The organism is Roseateles sp. FW301-B2 (genome assembly GCF_058788955.1).
The window spans coordinates 74,468-89,365 of sequence record NZ_JBYTBE010000015.1; the positions used below are offsets into that span (position 1 = coordinate 74,468).

The 14,898-nt window shown below is 71.0% G+C and carries 20 protein-coding genes; 13 read left to right on the forward strand and 7 right to left on the reverse strand.

The window, feature by feature from the left end:
• Positions 1–86: 86 nt before the first annotated feature.
• Positions 87–635 carry a sterol desaturase family protein gene (locus tag AC3WQY_RS12325; RefSeq protein ID WP_492708722.1) on the reverse strand — a complete coding sequence of 183 codons (549 nt, stop codon included), beginning with the start codon at positions 633–635 and terminating at the stop codon, positions 87–89.
• Between the two features lie 126 nt (positions 636–761).
• Here AC3WQY_RS12325 and AC3WQY_RS12330 point away from each other — a divergent pair, with 126 nt between their 5' ends.
• The 6 genes from AC3WQY_RS12330 to AC3WQY_RS12355 all read left to right on the forward strand — a co-directional run bounded on the left by AC3WQY_RS12330 (position 762) and on the right by AC3WQY_RS12355 (position 6,980).
• Positions 762–1,484, forward strand: a complete 723-nt coding sequence (locus AC3WQY_RS12330; protein WP_492708724.1) for a Crp/Fnr family transcriptional regulator — start codon at positions 762–764, stop codon at positions 1,482–1,484.
• An 84-nt stretch (positions 1,485–1,568) separates the two neighbouring features.
• Positions 1,569–2,255: a Crp/Fnr family transcriptional regulator gene (locus AC3WQY_RS12335; protein WP_492708726.1), complete on the forward strand. Its 687-nt coding sequence runs from the start codon at positions 1,569–1,571 to the stop codon at positions 2,253–2,255.
• 136 nt (positions 2,256–2,391) lie between these two features.
• Positions 2,392–3,741: an efflux transporter outer membrane subunit gene (locus tag AC3WQY_RS12340; RefSeq protein WP_492708728.1), complete on the forward strand. Its 1,350-nt coding sequence runs from the start codon at positions 2,392–2,394 to the stop codon at positions 3,739–3,741.
• Positions 3,742–3,757: 16 nt separating this feature from the next.
• Entirely contained in the window at positions 3,758–5,062 is a 1,305-nt protein-coding gene (locus AC3WQY_RS12345; RefSeq protein ID WP_492708794.1) for an efflux RND transporter periplasmic adaptor subunit, read from the forward strand.
• Complete coding sequence (locus AC3WQY_RS12350; RefSeq protein ID WP_492708730.1) at positions 5,059–5,775, forward strand: ABC transporter ATP-binding protein; 717 nt, start codon at positions 5,059–5,061, stop codon at positions 5,773–5,775. The genes AC3WQY_RS12345 and AC3WQY_RS12350 overlap by 4 nt, the downstream gene beginning before the upstream one ends.
• Entirely contained in the window at positions 5,775–6,980 is a 1,206-nt protein-coding gene (locus tag AC3WQY_RS12355; protein ID WP_492708732.1) for an ABC transporter permease, read from the forward strand. Before AC3WQY_RS12350 ends, AC3WQY_RS12355 begins: the two co-directional genes overlap by 1 nt.
• A 10-nt stretch (positions 6,981–6,990) precedes the next feature.
• Here AC3WQY_RS12355 and AC3WQY_RS12360 read toward each other — a convergent pair whose 3' ends face one another.
• On the reverse strand, positions 6,991–8,109 hold the full coding sequence (locus AC3WQY_RS12360) for an AI-2E family transporter (RefSeq protein ID WP_492708733.1): 1,119 nt from the start codon (positions 8,107–8,109) through the stop codon (positions 6,991–6,993).
• A gap of 133 nt (positions 8,110–8,242) precedes the next feature.
• Between AC3WQY_RS12360 and AC3WQY_RS12365 the strand changes: the two genes are divergently transcribed.
• The 3 genes from AC3WQY_RS12365 to AC3WQY_RS12375 are packed head-to-tail and all read left to right on the forward strand — an operon-like array spanning position 8,243 to position 10,182.
• Positions 8,243–9,181 carry a YihY/virulence factor BrkB family protein gene (locus AC3WQY_RS12365; RefSeq protein ID WP_492708735.1) on the forward strand — a complete coding sequence of 313 codons (939 nt, stop codon included), beginning with the start codon at positions 8,243–8,245 and terminating at the stop codon, positions 9,179–9,181.
• Positions 9,182–9,192: 11 nt separating this feature from the next.
• Entirely contained in the window at positions 9,193–9,912 is a 720-nt protein-coding gene (locus tag AC3WQY_RS12370; protein ID WP_492708737.1) for a substrate-binding periplasmic protein, read from the forward strand.
• Positions 9,913–9,924: 12 nt separating this feature from the next.
• Positions 9,925–10,182 (forward strand): VF530 family protein, encoded by a 258-nt coding sequence (locus AC3WQY_RS12375; protein WP_492708739.1) that lies wholly within the window; start codon positions 9,925–9,927, stop codon positions 10,180–10,182.
• 99 nt (positions 10,183–10,281) lie between these two features.
• On the opposite strand, the gene AC3WQY_RS12380 is transcribed toward AC3WQY_RS12375, so the two are convergent.
• The 3 genes from AC3WQY_RS12380 to AC3WQY_RS12390 form a co-directional block, all read right to left on the reverse strand.
• Positions 10,282–10,461 carry a hypothetical protein gene (locus tag AC3WQY_RS12380; RefSeq protein ID WP_492708741.1) on the reverse strand — a complete coding sequence of 60 codons (180 nt, stop codon included), beginning with the start codon at positions 10,459–10,461 and terminating at the stop codon, positions 10,282–10,284.
• Positions 10,458–10,730, reverse strand: a complete 273-nt coding sequence (locus AC3WQY_RS12385; RefSeq protein ID WP_492708743.1) for a hypothetical protein — start codon at positions 10,728–10,730, stop codon at positions 10,458–10,460. The genes AC3WQY_RS12380 and AC3WQY_RS12385 overlap by 4 nt, the downstream gene beginning before the upstream one ends.
• Before the next feature lie 123 nt (positions 10,731–10,853).
• A complete protein-coding gene (locus AC3WQY_RS12390) occupies positions 10,854–11,558 on the reverse strand; it encodes a cytochrome b/b6 domain-containing protein (protein WP_492708745.1) in 705 nt (234 codons plus the stop codon).
• Positions 11,559–11,716: 158 nt separating this feature from the next.
• Here AC3WQY_RS12390 and AC3WQY_RS12395 point away from each other — a divergent pair, with 158 nt between their 5' ends.
• A complete protein-coding gene (locus AC3WQY_RS12395; protein WP_492708747.1) occupies positions 11,717–12,190 on the forward strand; it encodes an RcnB family protein in 474 nt (157 codons plus the stop codon).
• A 9-nt stretch (positions 12,191–12,199) separates the two neighbouring features.
• On the opposite strand, the gene AC3WQY_RS12400 is transcribed toward AC3WQY_RS12395, so the two are convergent.
• Positions 12,200–12,430, reverse strand: coding sequence for a hypothetical protein (locus AC3WQY_RS12400; RefSeq protein WP_492708749.1), 231 nt, complete (start codon positions 12,428–12,430; stop codon positions 12,200–12,202).
• A 103-nt stretch (positions 12,431–12,533) separates the two neighbouring features.
• On the opposite strand from AC3WQY_RS12400, the gene AC3WQY_RS12405 reads away from it, so the two are divergent.
• From AC3WQY_RS12405 to AC3WQY_RS12415, 3 genes are all read left to right on the forward strand, one after another.
• Positions 12,534–12,875, forward strand: coding sequence for a collagen-like protein (locus AC3WQY_RS12405; protein WP_492708751.1), 342 nt, complete (start codon positions 12,534–12,536; stop codon positions 12,873–12,875).
• 10 nt (positions 12,876–12,885) lie between these two features.
• Positions 12,886–13,044 carry a DUF3309 family protein gene (locus AC3WQY_RS12410; protein ID WP_492708753.1) on the forward strand — a complete coding sequence of 53 codons (159 nt, stop codon included), beginning with the start codon at positions 12,886–12,888 and terminating at the stop codon, positions 13,042–13,044.
• Positions 13,045–13,154: 110 nt separating this feature from the next.
• Positions 13,155–14,027, forward strand: coding sequence for a diguanylate cyclase domain-containing protein (locus AC3WQY_RS12415; protein WP_492708755.1), 873 nt, complete (start codon positions 13,155–13,157; stop codon positions 14,025–14,027).
• On the opposite strand, the gene AC3WQY_RS12420 is transcribed toward AC3WQY_RS12415, so the two are convergent.
• Positions 14,024–14,884: a sensor histidine kinase gene (locus tag AC3WQY_RS12420; RefSeq protein ID WP_492708757.1), complete on the reverse strand. Its 861-nt coding sequence runs from the start codon at positions 14,882–14,884 to the stop codon at positions 14,024–14,026. The two genes, AC3WQY_RS12415 and AC3WQY_RS12420, sit on opposite strands and share 4 nt — an antisense overlap.
• Between the last annotated feature and the right edge of the window lie 14 nt (positions 14,885–14,898).

A 14,898-nucleotide genomic window follows, 5' to 3' on the forward strand; every position in this document is an offset into this window, starting at 1 on the left:
CATTTGCGGGGCAAGTTCCCTTGTAGGGCCTGCCGCCGCGCCGGTCTGTGCGCTGGCGTACCAGCGGGCCTGCGCGCAACAGCGCCTCAGCAGCTGCCGAAGGCGCGGTCCCAGAACGAACTGCTGACGCCGTAGCGGCCGGCGTTGGCACCGCGGTGGTGCAGGGCATGCCAATGGCGGCGCTGCAGCAGCCAGGGCGGCAGGCGTTTACCGTGGTGGCTGAGGTGGTGCACCACGCCATAGGCGATATAGGCGCCCAGCACGCCCAGCATCAGCGCTGCGGCGGCCGGCAGGCCCAGCAGGGCCCAGGCCGGCAGGAACACCAGGCCCGCGAACAGCGGCACGCTCAGCAGCGTGGGCATGCCGATCAGCGCCCCCGGCTGCTGGTGGTGCGCCGCATGCCAGCGCTTGAAGGGCTGCATGCCGTGGAAGACGAAACGGTGCACGGCGTATTCGATCAGGCTCCACAGCAGCACGCCGGCCGCGATGCAGGCCAGACCCAGCAGGATCTGCGCCCAGCCGGCCCGCCAGGCCAGGCTCAGCAGCAGGCCGGCCAGCAGGGCGCAAGCCAGGCCGTAGAGGGCGAAATCCAGGCGGTAGGCGGTCTTGCTGAGGACGGGATAGAGCAGGGTCATGAGCCACCCTAGGGCCGGGGGTGCCCAGGGTCTGTGCGCTAGCGAACACATGCCCGGGCCAGGACTGCCTATAGTTCAGCTGGTGCTGCCAGCGCTGGCGGCGCCCAGCCATCTTTCGGAGCGCCCATGCCCAACCTCCCGCCCCGCAGCCGCGGCAACCACTTGCTGGACTGCCTGCCCGAGCCCGAATGGCAGCGCTGGCAGGGCCTGCTCGAAGCGGTGGACATGCCGCTGGGCCAGGTGTTGTACGAATCGGGCCGCACGCTTGCCCACGTCTACTTCCCCAGCACGGCCATCGTCTCCCTGCTCTATGTGATGGAGAACGGCGCCTCGGCCGAGATTGCCGTGGTCGGGCGCGAGGGTGTCGTCGGTATCTCGCTCTTCATGGGCGGGGGCTCGACCCCCAGCCGTGCGGTGGTTCAGAGCGCCGGCAGCGGCTATCGGCTGCGCGCCTCGGCGATGAAGGAGGAGTTCGACCGCGCCGGGCCGGTGATGCATCTGTTCCTGCGCTACACCCAGGCCCTCATCACCCAGATGGCGCAGACGGCGGTGTGCAACCGCCACCATAGCCTGGACCAGCAGCTGTGCCGCTGGCTGCTGCTGAGCCTGGACCGCCTGAATGGCAGCGAGCTGAAGATGACCCAGGAGCTGATCGCCAATATGCTGGGCGTGCGCCGCGAGGGCGTGACCGAGAGCGCGCTGAAGCTGCAGGCGGCCGGGCTGATCCGCTACGCGCGCGGCCATATCTCGGTGCTGGACCGCGCCGGCCTGGAGGCGCGCAGCTGCGAATGCTACGGCGTGGTGCGCAAGGAGTACGAGCGACTGCTGCCGGACCGGCTCGCTCTCTGAGAGCGCTCTGAGCGCCTCTGTGCGCTGGCAGACGGTCGGCACGCCACCGCGGCCGCAGACTCGAGGCCTACTGGGAGAACGCCCGTGAGCCTGGCCGAGAACCTGCTGATCCAAGCCCTGCCGCGCGCGGAGCGCCAGCGTCTGCTGGCCGCCGGCGAGGCGGTGCCCCTGCACCTGTCGGAGGTGCTTTGCGAGTCGGGCGAGGCGACCCGGTTCGTCTACTTCCCGCGCAGCGGCTTCATCTCGCTGGTGGCGCAGATCGACCAGCATGGTCTGGAAGTGGGCATGATAGGCCGCGAGGGCATGCTGGGCCTGCAGCTCACCCTGGGGGTGCAGCGCACGCCGCTGCGTGCCCTGGTGCAGGGGCCAGGTCTTGCCTGGCGCATGAGCGGCCCGGTGTTCCGGCGCGAGCTGGCTCTCAGCCCGGCGCTGCGCCTGAGCCTGCAGCAGTACCTGTACGTGCGCATGGCGCAGTCGGCCAACGCGGCCGGCTGCCTGCGCTATCACCAGATCGGGCCGCGGCTGGCGCGCTGGCTGCTGATGAGCCAGGACCGTGCCGGCCTCGACAGCTTCCACATCACGCATGAATTCCTCGCCTATATGCTGGGCGTGCGGCGCGTCGGCATCACGGTGGCGGCGGGCCTGCTGCAGGGCCGGGGCCTGATCCATTACCACCGCGGCGCGATGCAGGTGCTGGATCGCGCCGGCCTGGAGGCCGCGGCCTGCAGCTGTTATGCCAGCGACTGTGCGGTCTATCGCGGCTGCAGCTGAGCGCGCCGGCGGGCTCGGCGACGCAGTACAGTGCTGCGGGCGCGTAGCGGTGCTCCGACGCGCCAGCTTTACCTGCGCTTGACAGTGCGCAACACGCCCGTCAAGGCCGCTGCCGACACTGGGATCCGTGATGACCATGCCCGCTCGCTTCGCCCCGCTGCTGTTGACGCTATCGATGGCCCTGGCCGGCTGTGCGAGCGCGCCGCCGCAGCCGCCCATGCCGGCTACCGCGATCTCCGCCGATGTGCGCCTGACTGCCTGGTGGCTGGGCTTTGGCGACGCCCAGCTCGCCGCGCTGTTGCGCCAGGCCCTGCAGGCCAACACCGATGTGCGCCTGGCCCAGGCCAGCTTGCAGCAGGCGCGTGCCCTGCGCGACGTGGCGGCGGCCGGCCTGCTGCCCGGCCTGAGCGGTAGCGCCGCGGCACAGCGCAGTGACAGCGGCAGCAGCAGCCCGGTCAACAGCTTCAAGCTGGGCCTGGACGCGAGCTGGGAGCCCGACCTGTTCGGCGGCCAGCGCAGCGCCGTGCAGGCCCAGCAGGCCACGGCCGAGGCCAGCGCGGCCAGCCTGGGCGATGTGCAGGTGGCGGTGGCGGCCGAAGTGGCGCTGGCCTATATCAGCCTGCGCGGCAACCAGGCGCGGCTGGCGATCGCCGAGGCCAATCTGGCCAGCCAGCTTGAGACCCTGCAGATCACCGAATGGCGGCTGCAGGCCGGGCTCACCACCTCGCTGGAGGCCGAGCAGGCGCGCGCCGCCACCGAGCAGACGCGCGCCCAGCTGCCGGCCCTGCAGACCGGCATCGCGCAGAGCCGCCATGCGCTGGCGCTGCTGAGCGGCCAGCCACCCGCGGCGCTGGACGCCCAGCTGGCCGCCAGCGCGCCGCTGCCCCAGCCGGGGCAAGACCTGGCCCTCAGCATCCCGGCCGAGACGCTGCGCCAGCGCCCCGATGTGCGCGCCGCCGAGCTGCGCGTGCAGGCGGCCGCCGCGCGCGTGGGCGAGGCCGAGGCGGCGCGGCTGCCGAGCTTGCGCATCGGCGGCAATGTGGGCCTCAGCGCGCTCAGCCTGGGCACGCTGACGAATGGCGCCTCGCTGGCCTCGGCGCTGCTGGCCAGCGTGTCGCTGCCGCTGTTCGACGGCGGCGCGGCGCGCGCGCAGGTGCGCGCCCAGCAGGCCGCGCTGGCGCAGGCGCAGGCGGCCTACCAGGCCACCGTGCTGGGCGCGCTGCGCGATGTGGAGGATGCGCTGGTGGCGCTGCGCGGCGACCGCGAGCGCCTCGCGCGGCTGCAGGCCGCCTCGGCATCGGCCGCCAGGGCGGCGCTGCTGGCACGCCAGCGCCATGGCAGCGGGCTGGTGGACTTCCAGACCGTGCTGGAGACCCAGCGCAACCAACTCAGCACCGAAGACGGCGTGGCCACGGCCATGGCCGCCGTCAGCGCCGACCATGTGCGCCTGTACAAGGCGCTGGGCGGTGGCTGGCAGCCTTCTTGATGGAATCATGAAACCGATGAGCGACGCAGCAACAACAAAGCCCCCGCCCGATCTGTCCGCCGTGCTGGCGCAGGCCCGGCGGCCCTGGTACCGGCGCGGCTGGCCCTGGCTGCTGCTGGCGCTGCTGCTGCTGGCCGGCCTGGGCGCCTGGTGGTGGCAGAGCCGCCAGGCCAGCCAGGCCGCGCCGGTCTATGTGGCGCAGCCGGTCACGCGCGGCAAGCTCACGCTCAGCGTCACCGCCAACGGCACGCTGCAGCCCACCCGCGCGATCAATATCGGCAGCGAGCTCTCGGGCACCGTGCTGAAGGTGAACGTGGACGTGAACGACCGCGTGCGGCGTGGCCAGGTGCTGGTGGAGCTCGACACCGCCAAGCTGCAGGGTCAGGTGTTGCGCTCGCAGGCCTCGCTGGCGGCCGCCGAGGCGCGCGTGGCCCAGGCCCAGGCCACGCTGAAGGAAAGCCAGGCCGCGCTAGCGCGGCTGGAAGAGGTGGCGCGGCTGTCGGGCGGCAAGGTGCCGTCCAAGGCCGAGCTGGACAGCGGCCGTGCCAGCGCCGAGCGGGCGCAGGCCGATCTGGCGAGCGCGCGCGCCAATGTGCAGGATGCCAAGGCGGCGCTGGCCACCGACCAGATCAACCTCGCCAAGGCCTCGATCCGCGCCCCCGCCGACGGCGTGGTGCTGACGCGCAATGTCGATCCCGGCAATGCGGTGGCGGCCTCGCTGCAGGCGGTCACGCTGTTCAGCGTGGCCGAGGATCTGGCGCGCCTGCGCCTGCAGGTCTATGTGGACGAGGCCGATGTCGGCAAGGTGCAGGTCGGCCAGCGCGCCAGCTTCACCGTCAGCGCCTACGCGGGCCGCAAGTACCCGGCCACGCTGACGCGCGTGGCCTTCGGCTCCACCATCACCGAGAACGTCGTCACTTACCTGACCTATCTGGACGTGGACAACGCCGACCTCAGCCTGCGCCCCGGCATGACGGCCACCGCCACCATCACCGCGCTGCAGCGCGACGACGCCCTGCTGGTGCCGAACAGCGCGCTGCGCTTTGCACCCAGCGCCGCGCCGACGGCGGCGGCCGCTGCCTCCGGCGGCATCGTCTCCAGCCTGATCCCGCGCGGCCCGCCGCGCAGCGGCGCCAAGCGCTCGGCCGCCGAGGGCGCCAGCACCGCCGGCGCGCGCCAGGTCTGGGTGCTGCGCGAGGGCCAGGCGGTGATGGTGCCGGTGCAGGCCGGCATCAGCGATGGCCACATGACCGAGATCCTCGGCGGCGAGCTGCAGCCCGGCATGCAGGTCATCACCGACCAGAAGGTGGCGCCGAAGTGACTGCGCCGCTGATCAGCCTGCGCGGCGTCACCAAGGTCTATGGCAGCGGCCAGGCCGAGCTGATGGCGCTGAAGGGCATCGACCTGGACATCCGGGCGGGCGAGTTCGTCGCCATCATGGGGCCCAGCGGTTCGGGCAAGTCCACCGCGATGAACATCCTGGGCTGCCTCGACACGCCCAGCGCCGGCCAGTACCTGTTCCAGGGCGCCCATGTGGAGGCGCTCACGCGCGACCAGCGCGCGCTGCTGCGGCGCGGCTTCCTGGGCTTTGTGTTCCAGGGCTTCAATCTGCTGCCGCGCACCTCGGCACAGGAAAACGTCGAGCTGCCGCTGCTCTACCGCGGCGAGGGCGCGGCGCGCCGGCGCGCGGCCGCGGCGCATGCGCTGCAGGCGGTGGGCCTGGGCGGCTGGGAGCATCACATGCCCTCCGAGCTCTCGGGCGGCCAGCAGCAGCGCGTGGCGATCGCGCGCGCCCTGGTCACCGAGCCGGCGGTGCTGCTGGCCGACGAGCCGACCGGCAATCTGGACACCCAGCGCAGCCGCGAGATCATGGCCCTGCTGCGCGAGCTCAACGAGGTGCATGGCATCACCGTGCTGATGATCACCCACGAGCCCGACATGGCGGCCTATGCGCGGCGCCTGGTGCGCTTCGTCGATGGGGCGATCGCGTCGGACGTTCCGAATACCGAACCAGCCCTGGCGGGAGCGGCCTGATGCTGCTCAACACCTTGATGCTGGCCCTGCGCTCGATCCGGCGCAATCTGCTGCGTTCCTTCCTCACCATCCTGGGCATCGTGATCGGCGTCAGCGCCGTCATCACCATGGTGACGCTGGGCAAGGGCGCGACGCAGGCGGTGCAGCAGCAGATCTCCAGCCTGGGCAGCAATCTGCTGATGGTGCGGCCGGGCCAGCGCCAGTTCGGCGGCGGCGGCAGCAGCGCGCCGGCCTTCAAGGAGGCCGATGCCGAGGCGATCGCGGCGCAGATCGGCGGCGTGGCGGCGGTGGCGCCGGAAGGGCGCGCCAGCGTCACCGTGGTGGCGAACGGGCGCAACTGGGCCAGCAGCGTCACCGGCAGCAGCAACGCCTGGTTCAGCACCGGCAACTGGAAGCTGGCCCAGGGCCGGCTGTTCGACGAGGCCGAGCAGCTGGCGGGCGGCGCGGTCTGCATCATCGGCGAGACGGTGCGGCGCGAGCTCTACGGCAGCACGCCGGCGCTGGGCGAGCAGCTGCGCATCAAGACCTTCTCCTGCACCGTGGTGGGCGTGCTGGCGTCCAAGGGCCAGGCGGCGATGGGCAATGACCAGGACGATGTGGTGGTGCTGCCCCTGCACACCTTGCAGCGCCGCGTCACCGGCAACCAGCGCGTCGCGACCCTGCTGGTGTCGATGCAGGACGGCAGCGACAGCGCGCGCCTGAAGGCCAGCCTCGCCCAGCTGCTGCGCGAGCGCCGCAAGCTGGCCGCCGGCGACGACGACAACTTCAACGTGCTGGACACCCAGCAGCTGGCCGAGACCATCAGCGGCACCACCCAGGTGATGACCACGCTGCTGGGCGCGGTGGCGGCGGTGAGCCTGCTGGTGGGCGGCATCGGCATCATGAACATCATGCTGGTGAGCGTGACCGAGCGCACCCGCGAGATCGGCCTGCGGCTGGCGATCGGCGCGCTCGAGCGCGAGGTGCTGATGCAGTTCCTCATCGAGGCGGTGGCGCTGGCGGCGCTGGGCGGGCTGATCGGCATCGTGTTCGCCACGCTGGCCTCGATCGGCCTGGCCAGCCTGATGCATGTGCCCTACCTGTTCGACGCCCGCATCAACATCGTCGCCTTCCTGTTCTCGGCCGGCATCGGCGTGCTGTTCGGCTACTTCCCGGCGCGGCGCGCGGCGCAGCTCGATCCGATCGAGGCGCTGCGGCACGAGTAGGGGGGCGCCCTCAGTCGCCCAGCAACTCGCCGATCGGCTTGAGGTGTTCGACGCGGTCGCATACCGCTTTCACCGTGGTGAGTATCGGCACGCCCAGCAGCAGGCCCCAGGGCCCCCACAGCCAACCGAAGGCCAGCACGCCGATGAAGATCGCCACCGCGTTCATGCGGCTGGCGCGGCTGCTCAGCCAGGGCGTCAGCAGATTGCCCGAGAGGGTGTGCACCAGCAGGGCGGTGCCGCCCACCAGCAGCGGCAGCTCCAGGTTGCCGAACTGCACGAAGGCGAAGAAGGCCGAGCCGGCGGTGAGCACGCTGGCGCCCAGGTAGGGAATGAAGTCCAGCACAAAGGCCGCCGCGCCCCATACCGCCGCATGCTCCAGGTGCAGCGCGCTGAAGGCGGCCCAGATCACCAGGCCCACCAGCACGCTGGTGCACAGCTGCACCAGCAGGTAGCGCTGGATCTGGTCGGTGATCTCGTCCAGCGCCTGCACGGTGATGCGCTTGGCGGCGAAGTCGGGGCCGGCGATCCTGACCAGCTTGCGCCGGAAGGTGTTGCCCGAGGCGAGCAGGAAGAAGGTGATGAAGATCACCACCAGCGCTTGGGCCAGCGCCGCCAGGGCGCCGAGGCTGCCGCTCCACACATAGTCCTTGAGGTCGAACTGCGGGCGCTCGATGCGCACGCGCGTCACGCCTCTGGTGGTCGCCGCCGGCGTGCTGCCCTCCTGTGCGGCCTGTTCCAGCTCGGTGGCGGCCTTCTGCACCTTCTGCAGCGCGCTTTCGCCCTGCGGGCCGCGCGCGCGCACCGCGTCGTGCACCTTCTGGGTGGCCGCGGGCAGCGATTCGATCAGCGCATAGGCGTCGTCGCTGAGCGCATAGACCGACCCGCCCAGGCCGCCGGTGATGCCGGCGATCAGCAGCGCCGCCCCCAGCACACGCGGCAGGTGCAGGCGCTCCAGCGCGTTCACCAGCGGGCTGAGCGCATAGCTGAAGGCCAGGCCCAGCAGCACCGGCACCAGCAGCTCCTTGGCCCAGTGCAGGGCATAGAGGCTGGCCAGCAGGGCCAGCAGGCCCAGCGAGAGGCTGCGCACGTCGACGCTGAGCGGGGTGGGCTTGAGTTCGGTGATGTCCATGGGCCAGCTTACGCCGCGCCGAGCGCGCGTGCCGTGCCGGCAGGCGTGTTGCGGCGGGTGCCCACAGGCGATCGCGGCCTTGTCCGACAGCTGCGACGCCCGCAGCGGCTTCGGCTGGGTGAGAATGAGGCCAATGGCAGCGTCCCCCGACCCCTTGCCGCAGCGCGGCCGCCCGGCGCTCTGGGTGTTGCGCCACCCGGCCGCCTTCGCGCTGCGCACGCTCAAGGCCTTTCGCGCCAACCAGGGCCTGCTGCTGGCCGGCGCGGTGGCCTATTACGCGCTGCTGTCCATCGTGCCGCTGCTGATCCTGGCGGTGATCGTGCTCTCGCATGTGGTGGAGCAGGGCGAGCTGCTGACCACCGTGGGCCGCTACCTGGAATGGCTGGTGCCCGGGCAATCGTCCGCCATGGTGGCCGAGCTGGCGCGCTTTCTGGCGCACCGCGATGTGCTGGGCTGGGTGCTGCTGGTGAGCATGCTGTTCTTCAGCTCGCTGGCCTTCACGGTGCTGGAGAACGCCATGTCGGTGATCTTCCACCACCGCCTGGTGCGGCGCCGCCGCCATGCGCTGATCTCGGCGCTGATCCCCTACGCCTATATCTGCAGCCTGGGCGCCGGCCTGCTGCTGGTGACCCTGGTGGCCGGCAGCCTGCAGGCGCTGGGCCAGCAGAGCGTCGAGCTGCTGGGGCGCAGCTGGTCGCTGGTGGGGGTATCGGGCCTGCTGCTGTACCTGCTGGGCCTGGCCGGCGAGGTGCTGATGCTGGCCTCGATCTACCTCGTCATGCCGCTGGGCCGGCCCTCCTGGGGCGCCGCCCTGCTGGGGGCCTTGGTGGCGGCGCTGCTGTGGGAGCTGACCCGCCATGTGCTGGTCTGGTACTTCGGCACGCTCTCGCAGATCGGCACCGTGTACGGCTCGCTGACCACCGCAATCGCGGTGCTGCTGAGCCTGGAGCTGGGCGCCACCCTGCTGCTGCTGGGCGCGCAGGTGATCTCGGAGTACGAGCGCCTGGGCTGGGCACCGGGCGCGGCCCTGGGCGCCCGCAAGCGCCCGGCTACGATGCCGCCAAAGTCATGAAAGTCCTGTGCATGCGATTGGGGAACTGGGGCGGTGCCTTGTTGATGCTGCTGCTGGCCGGCAGCGTCGCTGCGGCGCGTGCCGAGACCCTGACCTTGCTGGTGATGGAAACGCCCGGCCTGTTTGTCAGCCACCCGAAGACGCGCGTTGTCGAGGGGCGCGGGGTGCCGGTGTTCACGCGCCTGGGCGCGCTGGCCGGCGTGGACGTGCGCTTCGAACCGAGCGTGACGGCCCGGGCGATGCGGGATGCCGAGCAGCACCCCAACACCTGCATCGTCGGCCTGGCGCGCACGCCGGAGCGCGAGGCGCATTTCAAATGGGCCGGCCTGCTGGCGCGCTCGCGCCTGGTGCTGATGGCGCGGGCCACGGACTCGCGCCGCTGGGCGGACCTGCAGGCCTTGCGGGGCCTTCGCATCGGCGCGATCCGTCAGTCGGTGGTGGCCGGCCGCCTGCATGCCGCGGGTCTGCCGGTCGAGGAGGTGGCCAGCGATGCGATCAGCCTGCGCATGCTGATGGCCGAACGCATCGACCTCTGGGCCACCAGCGATCTGACGCTGCGCTACGAACTGGCCCGGCCCGACGCACCGCGCCTGCGCGAGGCGCTGGAGGTCGGCGTGCTGGAGCTGCATCTGGCCTGCCACCCGCGGCTGGACGAGGGCCTGCTGGCACGGCTGCATGCGGGCCTGGCTCAGCTGGCGCGTGAAGGCCAGCTCACCACCGTCAAACCTTAGCGACAATCGGCCATGGCCACCCCCACGACATCCGCCGCCTCGCGCGACCCCCTGCACGGCATGACGCTGGAACGCATCGTCACGGCGCTGGCCGATCACTATGGCTGGGCCGGGCTGGGCGAGCGCATTCCGGTGCGCTGCTTCACGCACGAGCCCAGCGTCGCCTCCAGCCTGAAGTTCCTGCGCAAGACCCCCTGGGCACGCGAGAAGGTGGAGGGGCTGTACCTCTTCATGCTGCGCGATATCCGGCGCAGCGAGCGCGACGCCTGAACGCTGAACGCGCGCAGGTCCAGGGCCTGCCGGCGCGGCGAGAGCGTGTCGTCCACCCAGACGGTGGAGTCGCGCCTGTCCAGCACCAGCACGTCGGGCTCAGCGCTTGGGCTTGATGACGGTATGGCGGGCTGCGCCGCTGCGGTGCACCTGGTAGCTGCCGGGCTCCAAGATCAGATAGGCCTGGTCGGAGGCGGGGGGCTGTACCGCGCGCGCGGCCTTGCGCCGCAGCCGCAGACGCAGCGCATGCAGGGCCTTCAAGGGGTGGAGCGCGCTCATGGCTGGACCTTGGCCAGGGCGGCCACGCCGTCCTTGCCAAGCTCGCTGACGAACTCGCTGTAGTTCTTGATGATGCCCTGGCTGAGTTCGTTGAAGGCCTTGGACTGCAGCAGATTCGGCACTTGGCCGGGGGCGCTGATCTCGTCCGAGTGTGAGAAGCGCGTCAGCAGGTCCAGGTTGGCCTGGGTCAGCCGGGTGAGCTTTTCAAGCGGGGCCAGGCTGGCGGCCAGCACGGGTTGCAGGCTGGCGCTTGTGGTCTTGATGGGCATGGACTGTCCTTGAGTGGTTGGCAGATGCCTGGAGCATCGCCCGCCCGCCGCGCCGCGGGCATCGGACAGCGCGGCGCGCACGTGTAGGACAAGGGCCCAGCTTGCCCGCCGGCCGTGCCCGCCTCAGTCGTCGTCGCCATCTTCATGCTGCTGGTGATGGCCCGGGCGGGCCGCCGGCGCCTGCAGCGGTGCCTGTTGCCATTGCCACCACCAGAAGCCCAGCACCGCGGCCAGCAGCAGGGCGGCGACGCTGCGCCAGGGGCTGCGGGCGGCCTCTTCGGGCGCGCCCTGCTTGCGGCCGGTGATCATGGCCGCCACCAGGTTCTCGCGATGCAGGCGGCTGGAGACGATCACCGCGGCGATGTGCAGGCCCACCAGGGCCAGCATGGCGTTGGCGATGGCCTCATGCGCCTCCTCCAGCCAATCACCACCAAGATTGCTGCCGAGTTCGTTGTAGGTGGCCCAGCCGCTGGCGGTGAGCAGGGCGCCCAGGCCCAGCAGGGCCAGCACGGCCAGGGCGCCGGCCGGGTTGTGGCCGGCATGGTGTTCGGGTCGGCCCTGCAGCAGCGAGCGCAGGTAGCGGGCCACGGCGGCGGGGCCGCGCACAAAGCTGGCAAAGCGGGCATGCCGGCTGCCGATCAGGCCCCACAGCACGCGGAAGGCCACCAGGCCTGCCAGGGTATAGCCCAGGCTCACATGCAGCAGGCGCCAGCGCTCGCTCTCGGCCGTGAGATAGGCGCCGGCGAAGCTCAGCACCATCAGCCAGTGGAACAGGCGGGTGGGGAGATCCCAGATCAGGGGGCGTTGGGTGGGAGCGGGGGTACTCATGGTGGCGTCCTTGCGGTTCTGGATGCCTGCATGGTGGGCGCCGCCGCTTAGCGCTTTCTTAACTTGGCGCCGGTGCGCTGGCGCACAGTCAAGCGACGCGGCGGCGCCTAGGCTCTGCGGCACGGGCGCTCGCCCCGAGCCGCCACGAGGAGTACCACATGAACACGAAGCGCACCCTGAATTGCCTGTTGGCCCTGAGCCTGGGCTTGAGCGGCCTGGCCCAGGCGCAGCCGCACGATCGCGGCGAGCGTGGCGAGCGCGATGGCCGCGAGGACCGTCAGCAGCAATCGCAGCGCGGCGACGACAGGCGCCATGAGCAGCGTGATGAGCAGCGCTATGAGCAGCGCCGTGATCAGCGCCAGGACCATCGCTATGAGCAGCGCAGCGACGGCCGCTATGACAGCCGCCAGGGCGGCCATTACGAGGGCCGCGGTGCCGGCCCCGAGTACCGCTACTACCGCGGCCAGCGCCTGCCGCCGCAATACCGCGAGCGTCAGTACGTGGTGGAGGACTGGCGCGGTCACCATCTCTATGCACCGCCGCGTGGCTACCACTGGGTGCAGGCGGGTGGCGACTATCTGCTGGTGGCGATCGCCACCGGTCTGATCCTGCAACTGATGCTCAGCAACTGAGCCGGGCGTTCACAAGACGCCATGCCGGTCGAATTGGGGCTCATGCTCCAGGTCCTCCGGCAGCACCGGCAGGCGCCCCTGCCATTGGCAGGCAATGAAGCGGCAGTTGAAGCGCCACATGGGCCTGAAGGCGCTGATGACGAAGTCGATCAGATGCCGCGGCTGGCGCCACAGCAGGCCACCACAGCTGGGGCAACGGTAGGCGTGTGGTCTGGAGGGGTCGGCGTGCTGGAACTTCATGCTGCCGACTATCGTGCCGCGGCGCCGCGCAATCTGTGCGTCAGCGCACTGACGGGGCGGCTTCCAGCGCGCCTACTCGCGACACCCCAATCAAGGAATCAACATGAGCCACAGCCTTTCTTCAGCGCCCTTGCGCCAGGCCCTCTACGGCGCCGCACTCCTGCTCTGCACCGCACTGGCGGCCTGCGAGCGACCCATGGTGGTGACCGTGCCCGCCGCGGTGCAGGTGGCCGTGCCGGGCCCGCCCGGGCCGGCCGGCAGCCAAGGCAGCCAGGGCGATCAAGGCAATACCGGTAACACCGGCAGCACCGGCAACACCGGCAGCCAGGGCGAGGCGGGCCAGACCGGTCAGGACGGCCAGACTGGCCAGACCGGCCGCACCGGCAAGAGCGGGGATGGCACCACGGTGATCGTGATGCCGCCGGCTTCCGCACCCAATCGTTGAGGAGATCGCCATGAGCCTCGGTACCGTTCTGCTCGTCCTGTTGATCCTGATGCTGGTGGGCGCCGTGCCCACCTGGCCGCACAGCCAGAGCTGGGGCTATTTCCCCAGCGGCGTGGTGGGGGTGATCCTGCTGGTGGTCATCGTGTTGTTCGTGACGGGCCGCCTCTAGCCCGGGCGCGGGCTGGCTATGTGCGTTACCGCACGGACCGGTTTGCCGGGCTTCGCTTCAAATCTGTCGCAGCTTCTGTCATGACGGTATTCACCAAGGGGAGTGCCCGGATGATCCATCCCGACCCAGCGGTCGAGCTGCAGCGCGGCAGCCCGGTGCCGGCGAGCCGACCCGGACCCGCGCCGACGGACGCGCCGCAAACGCTCCCTTCGGCCGCGCTCCAGGGTCTGGCGCCGGCCGACCTGAGCGTCATGTTGGGGGCGGTGGGCGAGCGGCTGCGCCAGCTGGCGCATGAGCCGCAGCGCGCGCCGCTGCTCGAATGCGGCGAAGCGCTGGCGCAGTTGCAGGAGGGCATGGCTCATGAGCTGCGCCGCCGGCGGCAGCTGGAGCTGACGCTGTTCGACACCCAGGTCTTTCTGGCGCAGGCGCGCGCCGATCTGGCCGGCAGCCGCGACGGTGCGCGTCAGGCCCGCCACCAGGCCCTGCACGACGGCCTCACCGAGCTGCCCAACCGGCGCTTCTTCGGCCAGCGCCTGGCCCAGGCGATCCAGGAGGCGCGGCCCGAGCAGCCGGCGGTGGCGGTGCTGTATCTGGATCTGGACGACTTCAAGCGGGTCAATGACGAGCATGGCCATGCCGTCGGCGACGAGGTGCTGAAGATCGCGGCGGCGCGGCTGCGGCGGGCGGTGCGGGCCAGCGATATGGTGAGCCGCATCGGCGGCGACGAGTTCGCCTGCCTGCGTGCCAGCGATGCCAATCCGCGGCCGCTGCTGCTGCTGGCCAACAAGCTCTACCAGGCGGTGTCCGCACCGATGACGGTGGGCGCGCTGAGCCTGCAGATCCAGCCCAGCATTGGCATTGCCGCGTTCCCCTTCGACGGCGCCTGCGCCGAATCCCTGCTCAAGAGCGCCGACCTGGCGATGTACGCGGCCAAGCGCGCGCGCCTGGGCCATGCCTTTCACGACACCCAAGCCGGCGACTAGGGCGATGCGGCGGCCTCGGCCAGCTGCGGCAGGCTCAGCTCGATCAGCGTGCCCTGGCCGGGTGCGGAGCGGATGCGCAGCCGCCCCTGCTCGGCCTCCACGCGATAGCGCATGCCCAGCAGGCCGCGCGAGGTGCCGCCCGGGTGGGCGCTGTCGAAGCCGCGGCCGTCGTCGCGCACCGAGACCTGCGCCTGCGTGCCCTGGCTGGCCAGGGTGATCCAGACCTGGCGGGCGGCGGCGTATTTGCTGATGTTGTTGATGGCCTCCTGGACCAGCCGGTACACGGCCAGCTCGGCGCGCGGGCTCAGGCGCACCGGCGCGACGCTGCAATGCACCGTGACGTTCGAGCGCGCGGCAAACTCCTGCGCCAGGATCTCCAGCGTAGCGGGCAGGCCCAGATTGCCCAGCGCCGAGGGGAGCAGGTCTTCGACGATGCGGCGCGTCAGCGCAATCACCTCGTCGAGCGACTGCACCAGATGCGCCAGCCGCTCGCTCGCCTCGGGCGCCGAGCCGCCCAGGCGCGAGCGGATGCGCGCGGCGTCCAGCTTGGCCGAGGTGAGCAGGGCACCCAGCTCATCGTGCAGGTCGCGCGCGAGGCGCTGGCGCTCGTCCTCACGCGCCCATTGCAGGTGCTGCGCCAGATCGATCAGCTCGGCGGTGCGCTCGGCCACCATCAGATGCAGGCTGTCGTGCGCGGCCTGCTGCCGGGCCAGGCTCTGGTACAGCAGCAGCACCAGCAGGCCCAGGGCCGCCAGTTGCAGCCAGGCCCAGGGGGCCAGCAGCAGGCATAGCAGGGCCAGGCCCGCCAACAGGCACACAATCGGTTGTCGCTGCAGCAGCTTGATGAAGAACTTCATCCGGTTCGCGCCCG

Coding starts and splice junctions, on each gene's coding strand:
- AC3WQY_RS12405 (WP_492708751.1), top strand. CDS start 12,534: ATGAGCCACAGCCTTTCTTCAGCGCCCTTGCGCCAGGCCCTCTACGGC.
- AC3WQY_RS12410 (WP_492708753.1), top strand. CDS start 12,886: ATGAGCCTCGGTACCGTTCTGCTCGTCCTGTTGATCCTGATGCTGGTG.
- AC3WQY_RS12355 (WP_492708732.1), top strand. CDS start 5,775: ATGCTGCTCAACACCTTGATGCTGGCCCTGCGCTCGATCCGGCGCAAT.
- AC3WQY_RS12370 (WP_492708737.1), top strand. CDS start 9,193: ATGCGATTGGGGAACTGGGGCGGTGCCTTGTTGATGCTGCTGCTGGCC.
- AC3WQY_RS12380 (WP_492708741.1), bottom strand. CDS start 10,461: ATGAGCGCGCTCCACCCCTTGAAGGCCCTGCATGCGCTGCGTCTGCGG.
- AC3WQY_RS12390 (WP_492708745.1), bottom strand. CDS start 11,558: ATGAGTACCCCCGCTCCCACCCAACGCCCCCTGATCTGGGATCTCCCC.
- AC3WQY_RS12345 (WP_492708794.1), top strand. CDS start 3,758: ATGAGCGACGCAGCAACAACAAAGCCCCCGCCCGATCTGTCCGCCGTG.
- AC3WQY_RS12375 (WP_492708739.1), top strand. CDS start 9,925: ATGGCCACCCCCACGACATCCGCCGCCTCGCGCGACCCCCTGCACGGC.
- AC3WQY_RS12420 (WP_492708757.1), bottom strand. CDS start 14,884: ATGAAGTTCTTCATCAAGCTGCTGCAGCGACAACCGATTGTGTGCCTG.
- AC3WQY_RS12340 (WP_492708728.1), top strand. CDS start 2,392: ATGCCCGCTCGCTTCGCCCCGCTGCTGTTGACGCTATCGATGGCCCTG.
- AC3WQY_RS12360 (WP_492708733.1), bottom strand. CDS start 8,109: ATGGACATCACCGAACTCAAGCCCACCCCGCTCAGCGTCGACGTGCGC.
- AC3WQY_RS12365 (WP_492708735.1), top strand. CDS start 8,243: ATGGCAGCGTCCCCCGACCCCTTGCCGCAGCGCGGCCGCCCGGCGCTC.
- AC3WQY_RS12400 (WP_492708749.1), bottom strand. CDS start 12,430: ATGAAGTTCCAGCACGCCGACCCCTCCAGACCACACGCCTACCGTTGC.
- AC3WQY_RS12330 (WP_492708724.1), top strand. CDS start 762: ATGCCCAACCTCCCGCCCCGCAGCCGCGGCAACCACTTGCTGGACTGC.
- AC3WQY_RS12415 (WP_492708755.1), top strand. CDS start 13,155: ATGATCCATCCCGACCCAGCGGTCGAGCTGCAGCGCGGCAGCCCGGTG.
- AC3WQY_RS12395 (WP_492708747.1), top strand. CDS start 11,717: ATGAACACGAAGCGCACCCTGAATTGCCTGTTGGCCCTGAGCCTGGGC.
- AC3WQY_RS12385 (WP_492708743.1), bottom strand. CDS start 10,730: ATGCCCATCAAGACCACAAGCGCCAGCCTGCAACCCGTGCTGGCCGCC.
- AC3WQY_RS12325 (WP_492708722.1), bottom strand. CDS start 635: ATGACCCTGCTCTATCCCGTCCTCAGCAAGACCGCCTACCGCCTGGAT.